Annotated in this window: 13 protein-coding genes; 10 read left to right on the top strand and 3 right to left on the bottom strand. The window is 65.7% G+C overall.

From position 1 onward, the window contains the following. Nucleotides 1-72 precede the first annotated feature (72 nt). The 9 genes from AC3CD9_RS08975 (at nt 73) to AC3CD9_RS08935 (ending at nt 10,388) form a co-directional block, all read left to right on the top strand. A complete protein-coding gene (locus tag AC3CD9_RS08975; protein ID WP_488367302.1) occupies nt 73-1,476 on the top strand; it encodes an MFS transporter in 1,404 nt (467 codons plus the stop codon). A gap of 130 nt (nt 1,477-1,606) precedes the next feature. Then, complete coding sequence (locus AC3CD9_RS08970) at nt 1,607-3,388, top strand: DUF222 domain-containing protein (protein ID WP_488367301.1); 1,782 nt, start codon at nt 1,607-1,609, stop codon at nt 3,386-3,388. A gap of 78 nt (nt 3,389-3,466) precedes the next feature. After that, nucleotides 3,467-4,129 (top strand): GNAT family N-acetyltransferase, encoded by a 663-nt coding sequence (locus AC3CD9_RS08965; protein ID WP_488367300.1) that lies wholly within the window; start codon nt 3,467-3,469, stop codon nt 4,127-4,129. A gap of 74 nt (nt 4,130-4,203) precedes the next feature. After that, nucleotides 4,204-6,405 (top strand): prolyl oligopeptidase family serine peptidase, encoded by a 2,202-nt coding sequence (locus tag AC3CD9_RS08960; protein ID WP_488367299.1) that lies wholly within the window; start codon nt 4,204-4,206, stop codon nt 6,403-6,405. A gap of 10 nt (nt 6,406-6,415) precedes the next feature. Then, the gene (gene lplB, locus AC3CD9_RS08955) at nt 6,416-7,495 is read left to right on the top strand and encodes a lipoate-protein ligase small subunit (RefSeq protein WP_488367298.1); all 1,080 of its coding nucleotides are present in this window, start codon (nt 6,416-6,418) and stop codon (nt 7,493-7,495) included. After that, the gene (locus AC3CD9_RS08950; RefSeq protein WP_488367297.1) at nt 7,492-8,277 is read left to right on the top strand and encodes a Type 1 glutamine amidotransferase-like domain-containing protein; all 786 of its coding nucleotides are present in this window, start codon (nt 7,492-7,494) and stop codon (nt 8,275-8,277) included. Before lplB ends, AC3CD9_RS08950 begins: the two co-directional genes overlap by 4 nt. 93 nt (nt 8,278-8,370) lie before the next feature. Further along, nucleotides 8,371-9,156 carry an FAD-dependent thymidylate synthase gene (gene thyX, locus AC3CD9_RS08945; protein ID WP_139468853.1) on the top strand — a complete coding sequence of 262 codons (786 nt, stop codon included), beginning with the start codon at nt 8,371-8,373 and terminating at the stop codon, nt 9,154-9,156. Nucleotides 9,157-9,292: 136 nt separating this feature from the next. Next, nucleotides 9,293-9,871 carry a maltokinase N-terminal cap-like domain-containing protein gene (locus tag AC3CD9_RS08940; protein WP_488367296.1) on the top strand — a complete coding sequence of 193 codons (579 nt, stop codon included), beginning with the start codon at nt 9,293-9,295 and terminating at the stop codon, nt 9,869-9,871. Between the two features lie 82 nt (nt 9,872-9,953). Then, a complete protein-coding gene (locus tag AC3CD9_RS08935; RefSeq protein WP_488367295.1) occupies nt 9,954-10,388 on the top strand; it encodes an HIT family protein in 435 nt (144 codons plus the stop codon). Between the two features lie 73 nt (nt 10,389-10,461). On the opposite strand, the gene AC3CD9_RS08930 is transcribed toward AC3CD9_RS08935, so the two are convergent. The 3 genes from AC3CD9_RS08930 to AC3CD9_RS08920 all read right to left on the bottom strand — a co-directional run bounded on the left by AC3CD9_RS08930 (nt 10,462) and on the right by AC3CD9_RS08920 (nt 15,421). Beyond that, nucleotides 10,462-11,517, bottom strand: coding sequence for a zinc-binding dehydrogenase (locus AC3CD9_RS08930; protein WP_488367294.1), 1,056 nt, complete (start codon nt 11,515-11,517; stop codon nt 10,462-10,464). Nucleotides 11,518-11,646: 129 nt separating this feature from the next. After that, nucleotides 11,647-12,615: a 3-methyladenine DNA glycosylase gene (locus tag AC3CD9_RS08925; protein ID WP_488367293.1), complete on the bottom strand. Its 969-nt coding sequence runs from the start codon at nt 12,613-12,615 to the stop codon at nt 11,647-11,649. A gap of 37 nt (nt 12,616-12,652) precedes the next feature. Next, nucleotides 12,653-15,421: an ATP-dependent RNA helicase gene (locus AC3CD9_RS08920; RefSeq protein ID WP_488367292.1), complete on the bottom strand. Its 2,769-nt coding sequence runs from the start codon at nt 15,419-15,421 to the stop codon at nt 12,653-12,655. Nucleotides 15,422-15,549: 128 nt separating this feature from the next. Here AC3CD9_RS08920 and AC3CD9_RS08915 point away from each other — a divergent pair, with 128 nt between their 5' ends. After that, nucleotides 15,550-16,356 (top strand): fumarylacetoacetate hydrolase family protein, encoded by an 807-nt coding sequence (locus AC3CD9_RS08915; protein ID WP_139468848.1) that lies wholly within the window; start codon nt 15,550-15,552, stop codon nt 16,354-16,356. The last annotated feature ends 40 nt before the right edge of the window (nt 16,357-16,396 follow it).

Here is a 16,396-nt window from a genome sequence, read left to right as displayed (position 1 = left end):
GCCGTTGATTTCGGGGTGACCGGTCGGCAGTTATTTTACTCAGCCGTGCGTTAAATGGGGTACTGTGGCCTCGTGCACACGACCACCTCGGCGTCGGTACCGACAGCCTCCGAAGTCATCGCTCACCTGCCATGGAAGTGGCGCACTCAAGGTGCCATCTTCATCATCGGAGGGCTCGGTTTCATGTTCGACGCATGGGACGTCGCGCTCAATGGATTCCTCATTCCGCTGCTCAGCGACTATTGGAGTCTCTCCGTCGGCCAGGCAGCCTGGATCGCGACCGCCAACCTCATCGGCATGGCACTTGGTGCCTTCATCTGGGGCGGCATCGCCGACGTCATCGGGCGGAAGAAGGCATTCACTCTCACGCTCCTCGTGTTCTCGGTCTTCACCGTCGCCGGAGCCTTCGCGCCCGCATTTGGATGGTTCATCCTCTTCCGCTTCCTCGCCGGATTCGGGCTCGGCGGATGCATCCCCGTCGACTACGCCCTCGTCGGGGAGTTCACTCCCAGCCGTCACCGCGGACGCGTGCTCACGGCTATGGACGGCTGGTGGCCGATCGGTGCCTCGCTCTGTGCGTTCGTGTCGGCTTACCTCCTCGGCTTCGGGGACTGGCGCCTGATCATGCTCGTCATGATCGTGCCGGCTCTGTTGACGGTGGCGGTGCGTTTCGGGATTCCTGAATCACCTCTCTATCTGGCCTCGGTCGGACGCTACGCAGAGGCCGATGCGATCATCAAGCGACTGGTCGAGCGCACCGGCGCCGACGTCACCGAATGGACCCACGAACCAGTCAGCGGGACTGCTGCGACGCCGACCTCGGGCACAGGACCGAAGGTCAGTGGGCAGCTGCGTGCGGCCAGTGGTCAGCTGGTGCAGCTGTGGCAGCATTCCGCGAGGACGACTCTCGTCGCCTGGTCGCTGTTCGTCTCCGTCCTTCTTGTCTACTACGCGGCACTGACATGGCTGCCAGGGATCCTCAAGAAGCAGGGGCTGGCCGATCAGGCGGCATTCCTCGTCACCGGGTCGATGACCGCGGTGGGCATCCTCGGCGTGATCGTCTCCGCGCTCATCGTCGAACGATTCGGTCGCAAACGGGTGCTCGGGGTCTCGTCGATCGTGGCCGCCATCCTCCTCGTCGGATCGGCCGTATTCATCGAAGCCTCCGGCGCCGACCTCACCTGGACCGCGAAGGCCGCAATCATCGGTTTCGGCTTCGTCATCCAGATCGCCATCCCGACGCTCTACACCTACGTCTCCGAGCTCTATCCCACCCGACTGCGCGGATCCGGTTTCGGGTGGGCTTCGGCAGCGTCTCGACTGGCGACAGGAATCGCTCCGATCGTCTTCGGTGCGTTCATGTGGCCCGTGCTCGGACTGACGCTGACGTTCGTCCTCACCGGAGCGCTCGTCGTTGTCGCCGTGCTGCTCATGGGCTTCCTCGCCCGAGAGACGACCGGTGAAGAACTGAGCTGAGGCAGTCGCGAAAGCAGCGGGGCAATTCCGCTTCGGGTCGCTTGGCAACGGAATTGGTTCCATGAGGCGGTGACCTGCACAGATGGTCGCGCGAAGTCTCGTGTCAGTGGCGAACGATAGTGTTCTGGACATGGAGGCAAAGCAGGTTCCAGACGTACCCACCGAGATCGCTCGGTGGTGTGAGAGCCTGGCCGATATGCCTCCTGCCGCGACCGAGGAAGAAGCGATCGATCGCATCACGGCTCTCGAGGAGCTGACCTCCGCCTGCGCCGCCGCGCAGGCCCGCGAAACCCTGACGTTCGATATGCACCGCAGGAATCGGGAAGCCGAAGACGGAGTCCCGAGCAAGAAGCAGGGCCTCGGAGTCGGTGCGGAGATCGGCTTGGCCAGAAAGGTCTCCCGGCACCGTGGCAACGCGCTGCTCAAATTCTCTCGGACCCTGCTCTTGGATCTGCCCAATGTCTACACGGCGATGAAGGGCGGCGACATCTCGGAGGAGAAGGCCCGCACAGTCGCAAAGGAATCCGACTGGCTTCCCCGGGAGAAGAAGCACGAGCTCGACGAGCGGATGGCCGGACGCCTGGCCGAGGTGGGTGTGAGGCGACTGGGCAACGAAGTGAGGGCTCTCGCGCAGAGACTCGATCAGAAGGCTGCAGTCGACCACCTCGAGCGCTGTGTCGAAGAGCGCTCGGTGAGTGTGCGTCCGGCACCGGGAAATATGGCTTATCTGACCGCTCTGCTGCCGATGCCGCAGGCTGTCGCCGCATTCGCCAACCTCAAGAAGTCGGCGCAGACTGTCATCGCCACCGGCAGAGCCGACGGTCGAGGTCAGAATCAGATCGCTGCGGATCTCTTGGTCGAGCGACTGACCGGGCAGGCTGCTGCTGCGGCAGTGCCCACCGAAGTCCACCTCATCATGCAGGACAGCAGTCTGTTCGGGCCCGGGGAAGAATCGGCGTGGTTCCCCGGAGTCGGCCCGATCCCGGCGCAAGCCGCCAGGGCCGTCGTTGCCGAGAACGAAGCCGCCACCTTCATCCGCAGGCTCTACACGCGGCCCGAAGACGGGCAGCTCGTGAGGATGGACTCGCGCCGCAGGGAATTCTCCGGGCTGCTTCGACGCATGGTCGTCTTCCGCGACGACGTCTGCCGCTCGCCCTGGTGCGAGGCCCCCATCCAGCACGCCGATCATGCCGACGCGGCCGCCGGCGGCGGCGAAACCGATTGGGACAACGCCTCTGGACTGTGCGCGGCCTGCAACTATCTCAAAGAACTCGGCGGTTGGCGCCACAAGGCAACTGCCGACGCCCTCGAGGTCGTCACACCGACCGGTCACCACTACAAAACCCGCACCAGACCACTCAGCGACCCCGATCCCGGATTCGCCTCCGTTCAGGACGGGGGACTCGGTGCGAGGCATGGCCCCGGCCAACAGGATTCTCCTGATCAGCAGCACGATCGGGAACGGCAGCAACTTCCCGGCCGACAGCATGGCCCCGAACCGGGACGAGGCCATGGCGCAGGAACCGGACGAGGCCATGGCGCCGAAACAGGACGCGGGCACGCTCAAGCAGCGGAGGCGACGGCGTCGACCGATGACGGAGATCGTGCCGCGCCGCCCGGCGACGGAACCCGTGCCGCGCCGCCCGGCGACGGAACCCGTGCCGCGCCGCCGGGCGACAGAGCTCGTGCCATTTCTCCAAGCGACCGTGACGGTGCTTCACCAGATGAAGCCGAACACGCGTTTTCGGTGCTGATCCCATGGCGGTACGTTCGCCGGACCTCGCACTCGGCAACCGTCGAAGTCGGCGGGTCGACCATCGGAATCGACATCTTCGATGCCGACGAACGCCCGATGAGCCCCACCGAAGAACTCCTGTGCGCCGCAATCCTCGAACACCGAGGCAGGCTGTGAACCGAGTCTGCCGAAGCGATGACAAGTGGTCACCGAAAGTTCAACTGCCCGCTCCATCACGGGACTATGGTGATAGTCATGAACGACCTCAACGGGCAGCCGTCGCCCGCTGACTACATCGCGCCCTCCGGCCACGCAGACGATCCCGCGGTCGAAATCGTGTGGGGGATGCCGACGGGAATGGGCCCGTTGTGGCAGGGCATGCCCTCGGAGCCGGGAATCGCCGGAGTCCTCCCGCCCCGCAACGAGGTCGAAGCAGTCTATGGGGCCGCTGCCGCCGAGCCGCCGCTGAACGAGGACCCGAGGTTCGCGGCAGTGTTCGCCGACGTCTACGAAGTCTCCGTCCGCAACGGACAGGTCCTCATGACATTGACGCGGACCCAGCCCGACGGACGGCTGAGCTCATTCGCCTACGGACACCATTGGAAATGGGAAGAACAGAAATATCCGTGGGCATTCGAACTGCAGCGCCGCCTCGGCGAGGCTTCGACCGAACTCGAAGCGACCTTCGCTCTCAACCTGCTCGCCCGTGATCCGAACCGGCGCGAACGAGGACTGGGACGGCGCACTCTCGAAGCGTGGATCGGGGAGGCCGGACGCTTCGGCTGCTGGCTGCAGACTGACGATATCGACAGCCCGGCACGACGGCTCTACGAGGAACTCGGCTTCATCGAACTCGGCCACGGGCCTGAGGCTCCCAACGGGCACCCCGGCTTGGTCATGTTCCGCAGCCCGCGGTGAGAAATCCTCGTCTGAACAGTTCCTCGTCAGCGGCACCGAGCGGCTGAGTCAGCGGCGGTCACTAGGATGGGGTCATGCGTGAAGAAGACTCCTCAAAGACGGCCTCGACGGTGAACGCCGAACTGCCCGACGACGAAAACATCTGGCTCGAAGACATCTACGGCGAGGAGCAGATCGCCTGGGTGAAGGACCAGAACGCGAAGACCCTCGAACGTTTTCACGATGGACTCTTCGACGATATCTCCGATGATCTGCGCACTGCGCTGGACTCCGACGACCGCATCCCGATGGTCGCCAAACGCGGGGATCACTTCTATAACTTCTGGCGGGACAAGACGAACCCGAAGGGCTTGTGGCGACGCACCTTCTGGGACAGCTACCGCACGGCCACCCCCGACTGGGAGGTGCTGCTCGACCTCGACGAACTGGCCGCAGAGGAAGACACCGCCTGGGTCTGGTCAGGAGCGATAGTGCGCCGCAGCGACAACCGCCGCGCACTCGTCCTCCTGTCCCCGGACGGAGGCGACTCACACCGAGTCCGCGAATTCGACCTCGACGACCGCGCCTTCGTCGACGGCGGCTTCGACATCCCCGCCGCCAAGACGCGGTTGGCCTGGCTCGACGACGACACCGTGCTCGTCGCCACCGAAACCGACGCCGACTCACTGACGACCTCGTCCTACCCACGCCAAGCCCGAGCGCTCCGCCGCGGTCAGAGCCTCGACGACGCCCCGATCGTCGCCGAAGTGCCGCGCGACCATGTGGCGATCTTCGTCGGCAGCGACATCCGCCCCGACACCGAGGCCACCGACCGCGCCGTCATCATCGACGCCATCGACTTCTTCAACTCGACGATGAGCTTCCTCGACCTCGCCGACATCACGGGCGCAGACGGTTCGCTGTCAGTCGAACCGACGGCATGGGCCGACGCGCTCAACAGGGTCGACGTCCCCACCGACGTCGAGGTCGGCTTCGAGCGCGACCTCGTGCTCTTCCGACCCCAGTCGACGTGGACGTCCGCCACCACCGAGGTGGCCGCCGGCGGCCTCGCCATCGCCGATATCGATGTGGTCAAGGCAGGCGAGATCGCTCCGCGCGTGATCTTCACCCCCGACGCCCGCACCTCCCTGCAGTCCTTCACCTTCACCCGGGACTACCTCGTGCTCGAGCTGCTCGCCGACGTGCAGTCGAAGCTCACGGTCCTCGACCTGAATAACGACTTCGCCGAATCCGCTCTGCCCGGAGTCCCGGCCAACCATATGGTCGGCCTCGGCGCGGTCGACAAGTACGATCCGGCCACCGCCAACGACTTCTGGATGGTCAGCACCGGCTTCCTCACGCCCTCGACATTGTCGTACGGCACCCTGGGCCCCTCGGACGAAGCTGCGGGAACGAACGAGTCCACCATCGAGGTGATCAAGTCAGCACCGGCGATGTTCGGTGCCGAAGGGCTGAGCGTCGAGCAGCACTTCGCCACCAGCGCCGACGGAACGAAGATCCCGTACTTCCAGATCGGAGCCGACGACCTCGCACTCGACGGAGAGAATCCCACCCTGCTCGACGGCTACGGCGGCTTCGAAGTCAGCCGCACTCCCGGATACTCACCCGTCGTCGGCATCGGCTGGCTCAGCCGCAGCACCACCGGCAACACCCTCCCGGCAGGTCGCCGAGGCGTCTATGTCCTCGCGAACATCCGCGGCGGAGGCGAATACGGACCCGAATGGCACACCTCGGCGATGCGGGAGAACCGCATGCGCTGCTATGAGGACCACTCGGCCGTGGCACGCGATCTCATCGCCCGCGGCGTGACGAGCCCGCAGACTCTCGCCTGCGCCGGCGGATCCAACGGGGGCCTGCTGGTGGGCAATATGCTCACCCAATATCCCGAGCTCTTCGGTGCTGTGTCCTGCGGAGTGCCGCTGCTGGACATGGCCCGATACACGAAGCTCAGCGCCGGCTATTCGTGGAAGGCCGAGTACGGAGACCCGGACGTGGCCGAGGACTGGGCGTTCATCAGAGAGTTCTCTCCCTACCACCTCCTCGAGGACGGACAGGCCTATCCGCCGGTGCTGTTCTGGACGGCCACGTCGGATGATCGGGTGGGGCCGGTGCAGGCCCGGAAGATGGCCGCCCGGATGCAGGCGCACGGAATCGAGAACGTGTGGTTCTTCGAAGACACCGAAGGCGGACATTCCGCCGCTTCGGACAATGAACAGACCGCGTTCACCCGGGCGCTGAGCTACCGGTTCATGTGGAACGCACTGACAGGGGAGTAGGTTGGGAGACATGACGAACGAGACGCAGCACTTCCACGGCGAGTACAAGGTCATCGGCGGCAAACTCGTCGTCGCCGATGTCACCACCGACGGTCAGACCATCACCGAGGTGAAGATCTCCGGGGACTTCTTCCTCGAACCCGAGGAAGCCTATTTCGACCTTGCACCGGCCCTCGTCGGCGCCAGCGTCACTGCCGATAATGCGGCGCTGCGCAACCGCCTCGACGAGGCACTGGCCGGCTACGGTTCGGAACTGGCGATGCACGGCTTCTCCACCGCCGATATCGCCACCGTCGTGCGTCGGGCGTTGGGATCGGCGGCGAACTTCACTGACTTCGACTGGCAGGTCATTCGCGGCGAGGTGCTGCCCACTCAGCTCAATGTCGCCCTCGATCAGGTCCTGCTCGAAGAAGTCGCAGCAGGTCGCAGGCAGCCGACCCTGCGGTTCTGGGAATGGGAGGACACGGCCACCGTCATCGGGGCCTTCCAATCCTACGTCAACGAGCTGCGGCCCGAAGGCGTGGAGAAGTACGACGTTCAGGTCGTGCGTCGCATCTCGGGCGGAGGTGCGATGTTCATGGAAGGCGGCAACTGCATCACCTATTCGATGTTCGTCCCGCCTGCTCTCGTCGCCGGCCTCGACTATGAGGAGTCATATGTGTTCCTCGACCAGTGGGTGCTCGCGGCTCTGAAGACTCTCGGCGTGGAAGCGTTCTACAAGCCGATCAACGACATCTCCTCGACCGGAGGCAAAATCGGCGGTGCCGCACAGAAGCGCAATCGCGACGGCACACTGCTCCACCACGCGACGATGAGCTACGACATCGACGCGGACAAGATGGTCGAAGTTCTGCGCATCGGCGAAGCGAAGATCTCCGACAAGGGAGTGGCGAGCGCGAAGAAACGCGTCGATCCGCTGCGGAGTCAGACCGGTGAGGCGCGCAAGGACATCATCGATGTCATGGCGGACACCTTCGCCACCCGCTACGGGGCCACTTACGGCACCTACACAGATGAGGAGCTCAAGCGGGCGCAGGAACTCGTCGATGAGAAGTTCGGGACCGAGAAGTGGACGCACCGAGTGCCGTGAGCACCTCTGAATCCACCGCTTTCCGGGGCACGATCGTGGCCCTCGGCGGTGGTGGATTCTCGATGTCCGACACCGGGGAATCGGCCATTGACGACGAGCTTCTGCAGATGGCGACTCGACGAGCCCATGCCGCCCATCGGGAAGGCACAGGCACAGCCCTCCGCATCCCACACGTCTGCTTCGTCCCGACGGCATCCGGTGACAGCCGCGATTACATCGAGAGGTTCGAAGCGGCATTCGCGGCGCGGGCACGAACCCATGTCCTCTCCCTGTTCGGGCAGAGTCCGTGGGACTACCAGGATCCGGCGATGCTGCTCGACATGGACCTCATCTACGTCGGCGGCGGCTCCACGGCGAACCTGCTCAGCCTCTGGCGGAGGCATGGCGTCGACCAACGGATGAGAGAAGCAGCCGCCGGAGGAACGATCCTCGCCGGCATCAGCGCCGGTGCGAACTGCTGGTTCGAAGCATCCTCGACGGACTCGTTCGGTCCGCTGGCACCGCTGAACGACGGGCTCGGATTCCTGCGGGGGAGTGCCTGCCCGCACTTCCATGGAGAACCCGGACGGAAGGAATCCTTCCGGGAATGGATCGCACAGGGCCGGCTTCCCGGCCCCGGAATCGCCATCGATGATCATGCCGCGGCCGTATACGTCGACGGTGCGGCCACCTCGGTGATGGTGGAATCCGCAGGGGCGCAGGCGTTCGTCGTCGATGCGGGCGGTCGCCTGCACAACCTCGACGTACAGGGCCCCGTCGCACCTGTCAGCCAAGACGGTTGAGGCGAGGAGAATTTCGGTGCGGACCGGTCGCTGAAACCAGCCGGGCTGTCTGTAGGATTGGGAATCAATCACGTCCCCTTCACTAGGAGAGCCATGCGCCAGGTCGAACCGTCCGTTGAACTGCTCGCCAAGCCCAATATCGATTGGGAAGCGATGAGGACTTACCTCGACGAGGTGGGCGGTACCTCCTGGGCGGACCGGGTCGAAGATGCGGAATCTCCCGACGCCGAGGATCTCCTCGAGTTCTCCGGACGTATGTGCTACCGCTCGTGGGAGCCGGGACTCAACCCGAACGTCTCGCGCGTGCGCACCGACTCCGCGCAGTACCTCGGCAACGTCGTGAAGTCCCAGCACGGATCCGTGCTCGAACACGCGAACTTCACCTTCGTCCTCCACAACGTCTCGCGCGTGCTCACCCACGAACTGATCCGCCACCGCGCGGGATCGGCGTTCTCGCAGGAATCGCTGCGCTACGTCCGCCTCACGGACATCCCGTTCTGGTTCCCCGAGTGGGCACGCGAAGATCCCGAACTCATGGAACGCAGCCTCAAGGTCCTCGACACCCTCGAGGAGCACCAGCAGTGGATGGCCGATCATTTCGAGCTTGACGAGGAGGGCACGAAGTTCTCCCACAAGAAGCACATGACCTCGTTCATGCGCCGCTTCGCGCCCGAGGGCCTGGCCACCGGCATCGTCTACACCGCGAACCTGCGTTCTCTGCGCCACGTCATCGAAATGCGCACTGCAAAGGGCGCTGAAGAGGAGATCCGCCTCATCTTCAACAAGATCGGCGAGGTCATGCGCGAAGAGGCCCCGGCAGTCTTCGCCGACTACGAAGTCGTTGACGGAGAATGGATCCCCGGCACCCGTAAGGCCTGAGACCACGCAAGGCCTGAGACCGCGCAAGGCCTGATGCGAAGCTTTCGGAGACCTTCGAGCGCCTCGCACCTACAGACACCTGACACGCCCAGCCACACCTGACGCCGATGTCAGACAGATTTCAGGAGGAACCGTCATGGCAGATATCTACGCAGCTCAGCTCAACCCCGGCAAGCTCGACGTCGTCACCGACTGGGTAGCCAAGCAGGACTGGGCCGCCGAGCTCGACCTCGCGGCGAACCCGCTCGAGGCAGTCACCGCGTACCGCTTCGACGACCCCGCCGGCGAAGTGGGCATCGAGATCCACATCGTGAAGAGCGGCGACCAGCTGCTGCAGGTGCCTCTGACCTACCGCGGAGCACCGCTCGAGGGCGCCGACGAAGCATTCGTGGCGAATATGGAGCATTCGGTGCTCGGCAAGCGGTGGGTCTACGCCGGCATGGGTGATCCTCTGTTCCGGCAGCGCCTCGACCACACCATCGCCACCGCATCGACCGCGGCGAAGCAGTACCGCGTCGACGCTGAGGGCAACCGGGTCGAAGAGATCACCGAGGTGGCCCACGCCTTCGGGACGGGACCTCTCCCGGGCGCCGGCGACGTCGAGATCCTCTACCGTCTGTCACCCGAGTCTCCGGCGGAGAAGTCCGACGCCGGTCTGCTGTTGGGCCGCTGGGACGGTCAGGACACGAACGTCGCCCTCGCCATCATGGTCTGAGGGACTTGCCGGCACGATCTGAGGGACTCGACCCAGCACCGAACTGGACAATTGACTGACAGCAGGGGAGGAATCGGAACTCATGAGCAGCGACTGCATCTTCTGCCAGATCGTCGCAGGTGACGCGCCGAGTGCGCCGATCGCCGGGACCGAATCGACCTTCGCGTTCATGGACATCCAGCCCGGGTCGGACGGGCATCTGCTCGTCGTGCCGAAACGGCACAGCACGGACCTGCGGGACATCCCGGCCGAGGATCTGTCTGCCGTGGTGCTCGAATCCCAGCGCATCGCCAAGCACGTTTTCGACGTGTGGGGCGCCGACGGCGTCAATCTCCTCAACTGCTGTGGTGCCGATGCCTGGCAGACGGTCTTCCACTTCCATATGCATGTCATTCCGCGCTACCGGGACAAGGACAAGGACCGCCTGCGGCTGCCGTTCGAACCCGGTATCCGCGGAGATCAGGAGCTCATCGGATCGCTGGCCGCGAGCATGCGGGAGTCACTCGGCGACGAGTGAGGCATTGCCGTGATCGCCGCCGTTGTGCTCGACCTCGCCGAGGTGAGGTACAGTGCCCGGGCCGTCGGCCGTCTCACCTGGTCAGGTCGATGATCGTCATCCCCGCCGAGGCGGAGGGCGCCCCCATCGCCTCCATCGCCGCGGGTGCCTCGTCGAAGCCGATGACAGTGCTGACGAGGTCCTGCGGTCGCAGCCGTCCCTGAACGACAAGATCGACGAGCTCTGGGTACTCGGCTGCAGCCATTCCGTGAGAGCCGAGCACACTGAGTTCGAGAGCGATCACCCGCGGCAGATCGACGACCGGATCGGCAGGCAGCAGCCCGATCTGCACATGCCGACCCAGGGGTGCCAGAGCACCGATCGCCGCCCGGATCGTGTCCTCCCTGCCCAGAGCATCGACGGTCACAGCCACCCCGTCCGGATCGGTCGACGCGAACTGCGCGACCACCTCTGCGCTCAGCTCCTCAGGGCCGAGATCGCGAGCGTTGACGGTCCGTGCGGCACCGAACTCACGGGCGGATTCCAAGGCCGCATCGCTGACGTCGATGGCGACCACCTTCGCGCCGAGGGCCCTCGCGATCATGATCGTCGACAGCCCCACCCCGCCGCAGCCGAAGACGGCGACAGTCTCGTCCGCGGCAAGGCGAGCCCGCACTCGCAGACCATGGAAGGCCGTGGCGAATCGACACCCGAGCCCGACGATGGCCGCGGCCGGCAGATCCTCGGGCACGGCCACGAGGTTGGCATCGGCATTGTGGATGACGACCTGATCCGCCCACGATCCGAAATGTGTGAATCCCGGCTGCGTCTGATCGGGGCACACCTGCGCATTGCCGGAGACGCACCACCGGCAGCTGCCGCACCCGCACACAAAAGGAACGGTCACACGCTGGCCGACACGGAAGTCCTGTATGCCCACACCCGCCGAGGCGACCCGACCGACCAGCTCATGCCCGGGCACGTGGGGCAGAGTGATCGTCGAATCGTGGCCGGCCCACGCGTGATGGTCGCTGCGGCACACTCCGGTGGCTTCGACATCGATGACGACTCCCGCACCAGGTGCGGTCGGGGCGGGAATGTCCGTGAGTTCGGGACGGACGGAGAACTGGTCGAAGAGGACGGCGCGCATACCGCCGATCGTAGGCTCGGCAGTGCCGCGACCGCGAAGACGTCCACGAAATGGCGCAGCCGCAGCGGTTCGCCAGTGCAGCGGGCCCGGCGCAGCCGCAGCGGCTAGCCAGCGCAGCCCCCAGGCGACTCAGCGCGGATGAACTCCGGCGGACGCCAAAGCATCGAGCAGTCGACCCCGCAGTGCCTGTGCCCGCGCCGAGAACGACTTCTGTCGCTCCATGTACTCGGCCTTGCCCGTTGCGGTCTCGATGGCGACGACCCCGTAGCCCCATCCGCGCAGGTCATAGGGGGAGGCCTCCATGTCCAGGGTGCGGATGTCGAGGGCGAGGTCGAAGCAGTCGACGACGAGATCCGAATCAGCGATCGGCGAGATCTTCATCGCCCATTTGTACAGATCCATCCCCGCGTGCAGGCACCCGGGCTGCTCGTTGGCGATCATGCCCTCGCGGCTCGGCTGCAAGGTGTTGAGGGGCCGCGCGGGTTCGGTGAAGAAGCGGAACGCGTCATGATGCGAACACTGGATGCGGTGGCCTTCGACCACAGCGTCGGTCTCGGCGGGGCTCAGCCGCAGCGGCACCTGCTGATGGCGGCGCTGCTCGTCGGTGAGACGGTAGACCATTGCCCATTCGTGGATGCCGAAGCACCCGAAGTTCGCTTCCCGACCCAAGGTCGACGACAGCAGGGAGGCGATGAACTTCGCCCCGTCCCCACGGTCGGTGTGCCAGGACTCGAGGTCCACCTCGGCGACATTCTTCGCATCGTCGATGCGATACCATCGACGGTCGAAATACCGACGATCAGCGGCCGTCTCAAGCGTGACGCGCACACCCGGCCCGGGATGCCACTTCTTCAGCTGCCCGACCTTGAACGGGTAGTAGGTGAAGAGGAAGTCCTCGACCGGGTGGGTCTCCTGTCGCATCCGCCGTTCGATATGCGCATCGGTGCGCTCGGCGATCCGATGCTCGTGTTCGTCACGCAGCTCGCGCCAGATCTCGGCAGGGATGACACCGTCACCGAGGCGGCCCGACGATGCGTCGGCATGCTCGGTCGCCGCCATCGCTGGGGCGAGAGTCGTGGTCGAGGGTGCGGAAGTCACCGCACCATTGTCCCAGACGGTCGAGTCGGGCTCCAGCTCAGCGACCCGAGCGCTTCGTGCCCTTCGCAGCAGGTGCGGTGAGTGGATCCTCAGGCCACGGATGCTTCGGGTAACGGCCCCGGTTCTCGGCCCTCACATGGGCATACGCGTTCGCCCAGAACGACGCGAGATCACTGGTCACCGCCAGGGGCCGCCTGGCGGGGGAGAGCAGATGCACGGTGACCGCCACCCGGCCGTCACAGATGCGAGGCACATCGGTCCAGCCGAAGCACTCCTGGAGTTTGACCGCGAGGATCGGGGTCGGCTCGAGGAGATCGGGATCCGGATACTCGAGGCGGACGTGTGATCCGCTGGGGACTGTGATGTGGGTCGGCACAAGCTCATCGAGCCGAGCCGCCTCGGGCCACGGCAGCAGGCCGCGCAGCGCGGAGACGAGGTCCACGCGAGCTGGATCGGAGCCCTTCGCGATCCGGTCGAGCGCATCAGGACACCACTGATCGAGCGTCTCAGAGAGGTGCTCCCACGTGACGTCCGGCCATGGGTCCCCGAAGACCGCGCGGAGCAGTCCCAGCCTGGCGCACAGAGATTCGAAAGCCTCGGAGGGACGCAGAACCTCGCGGGCTCCTCGTTCGCGCACCGATTCGGCGATGGCACGGCGGGCGAGTTCGCGACCGGCCTGGATCGGGGTGGAGGTCAGTTCGATTCCGCCGAGGCGGCTGCGCCGTACCGCACGGACCTTCCCGGACTCGAACGTCGCCGTCTCCTCCGTGTGCAGCAGCCCGGCTCCGGCGAGTTCCGCGGTGTCGACGTCGATGGGCACAGCAGATCGGATGATCGCCCGCGATCCGGCCAGGCTCACCTCGGCGATGGCCAACCATGGGCTGCCCTGCAATGAGGAGTCTCGGGGCAGGCTCGCCGCCGTGCCTGAGGCGAGCAGGTATTCGGAATCGGAGGCGCTGCGCAGACGCGCGATCTGCAGAGGATACGACAGCGCCGTGACGAGCCCGAGGTCCTCGGGAGTCAGCGCAGTGCCGGAACCGCCGGTGACTTCAGTGCGGTCGCCGATTCCACCGTTCCCGGTGTCGTCTCCCGTGTCGCCGCCATCGCGGTCCGAGGCGAATTCGCGTGCGATCGACGCCAACCGTTTGCGGTCCTGAGCGAAGCGGGTATCCCTGCTGCGTTGCAGCTGCCGCAGCAGCGCGGAGAGATCGGCGCCGGGAGCCCTCTGATCGGATTCGATGACGGCGACCGCTTCTGCCGCACGCGCGGGTGAGAGCAGGGCGGCCCCGTCGAGGAGACCACGTGCCGACCACACCGAGGCGGGAACCGCCGCGATCGCCCGCCCTGTCTGGGTGACGTGCAGTGCTGATGTCGGGAACTCGGCAGTGTCGGGGCGCTCACCGGTTTGGCGCCCATCGGCGGAGCGCTCGCCTCCTGCACCGTCCATTGCCGCCGCCGAGATCTCCACGGCTCCCAAGGCGACCAGGTTGTCGACCGCCTGCCGTTTCGGTCCGGCCTGCAGCGGATCAGGCAGCAGGGTATCGTCGCCGCCCCACACGGCCAGCGCGAGCACTGCCGAGGTGAGATCGGAGGTCGCGACCTCGGGAGGAGTGTGCTCGGGCAGGCTCGCCCAATCCGCCTCTGACATGCACCGATACGCAACACCCGGTCCCTGCCGGGCGGCACGACCGGAACGCTGTGTTCCCGAAGCCTTCGACTCCCGCATCGTGACCAGCCCGGACATGCGCCGCCGCGTATCCAGCCGTGGTCCCCGGGAGAGCCCGGAGTCGACGACGATGCGGACCCCGTCGATCGTCAGCGCCGACTCCGCCACCGAGGTCGAGACGATGACACGTCGGTTCCGACCCTGGTCGGTGCGTGGGCGCAGGATCGCGTCCTGCTCCTTCGCGGGGGTCCGCCCCGTGAGAGTGTGCACCTCGATCGTGCCACCGGTCCCCGAACCACCAGAGCCGATCGGTCCACCACTGGCTCCCGAACCGCCATCTGATTCCACACGGCGCCGCACGCGGGAGGCCACCTCGTCGACTTCGCGTGCACCGGGAGCGAAGACGAGGACGTCGCCCTCGCCGGTCTCAGTCAGCGCACGCACCGTCGTCGCCGCCAGATGATCAAGGAAATCCCAGGTCACACCCCGCGCATCGAGCGGCCGCTCCTTGGCCGGTGCCCACCGGACCTCCAGAGGATGAGTATCTGCAGCCACCGACACCAGGGTCGCCGGTGCCTGCGGCCCGTCGCCGAGGCGCGCGGCCCACAGCTGCGCATCCAAGGTCGCCGACATGACGACGACGGACAGATCCTCGCGCAGATCCGCCAATTCCCGGCACATCGCGAACGCGAGATCCGTATCCAGCTGCCGCTCATGCACCTCGTCGAGAATGACGCCGTCGACACCGGTCAGCTCCGGATCGCGCAGCAGCCGGGACAGCAGCACACCCGTGGTGACGAACTCGATCCGTGTGGCCTGCGAAGTCCGCGATTCACCGCGGACGGTGAACCCCACCACCTCGCCGAGGCGGGTCCCCGTCAACGACGCGAGCCGCCTGGCCGCGGCGCGGGCCGCCATCCGCCGGGGCTGGGTGACGATGATGCGTCCCGGACCAGTCAGGTGCTCAGCGATCATCGGCGGCACCACGGTGGTCTTACCGGTTCCGGGAGGAGCCTCCACGACCACTCTCGGGGCGGGGGTCGCCTCGGCGAGGCCCAGCTCATCGATGAGCGCGGCGGCAGGCAAGCCGGCCCCGATACGGGCGAGATCGAAGGTGTGCGGGAGGTGCGGATCGGGCATGCCACCAGTCTCTCAGCAGGGCGGCCCCGCCCGCACACGGGACACAGCGGGGGATCTGTGGAGACCCGATCGCGGATCGATGAGCACCGACGCGCGGAAGGCACCAGGCACTGACTAGACTGTGACACATGCGTATCGCCAGATTTGTACATCAGGACGAACCCAAATACGGAGTCGTCGAGGGTGAAGTGCCGCCGATCACCGACGGAAGCTGGGACACATCGGGACTCGAACTCGCCGTTCTCGACTCGGACCCATTCTTCTCTCCGGCCCAATCGACGGGGGAGAGGCTGAAGATCGACGATGTGCGTCTGGTCAGCCCCATCCTGCCGCGTTCGAAGGTCATCGGCGTGGGCCGCAACTTCGCTGCACACGCAGCCGAACTCGGCAATGAGGTTCCCGTGACCCCGGTGACCTTCTTCAAGCCGAACACCGCGGTCATCGGCCCCGGCGACCCCATCCGCCTGCCCGCCATCAGCGAATACGTCTCCTATGAGGCCGAACTCGCCGTCGTCATCGGCCGTGTGGCCAAGGGTGTGAAGGCGGAGAACGCCTTCGACCATGTCCTCGGCTATACCGCGAGCAACGATGTCACCCTGCGCGACCTCCAGAAGTCCGACAAGCAGTGGACTCGGGCGAAGGGCTTCGACACCTCGGCCCCGCTGGGTCCCTGGATCGAAACCGAACTCGACGTCGACGACCTCGGCATCCGGTCCTGGGTCGACGGGGATCTCAAGCAGGACGGCACCACCGCCGACTTCATCTTCGATATCCCGACCATCATCGAACACCTGTCGGAGACGATCACCCTGCTGCCCGGCGATGTCATCCTCACCGGAACCCCGGAGGGGGTCGGCCAGATCGTGTCCGGCAACCGCGTCGACATCGCCATCGAAGGACTCGGTGTCCTGTCGAACCCGGTCATGGACGCCTGAGCCGCCACACCACCAGCGCCACCGCGCACACCACAGACTC

This window comes from Brevibacterium sp. MGP-B1 (assembly GCF_057766545.1).
This window is presented reverse-complemented; position numbering and strand designations above follow the sequence as displayed.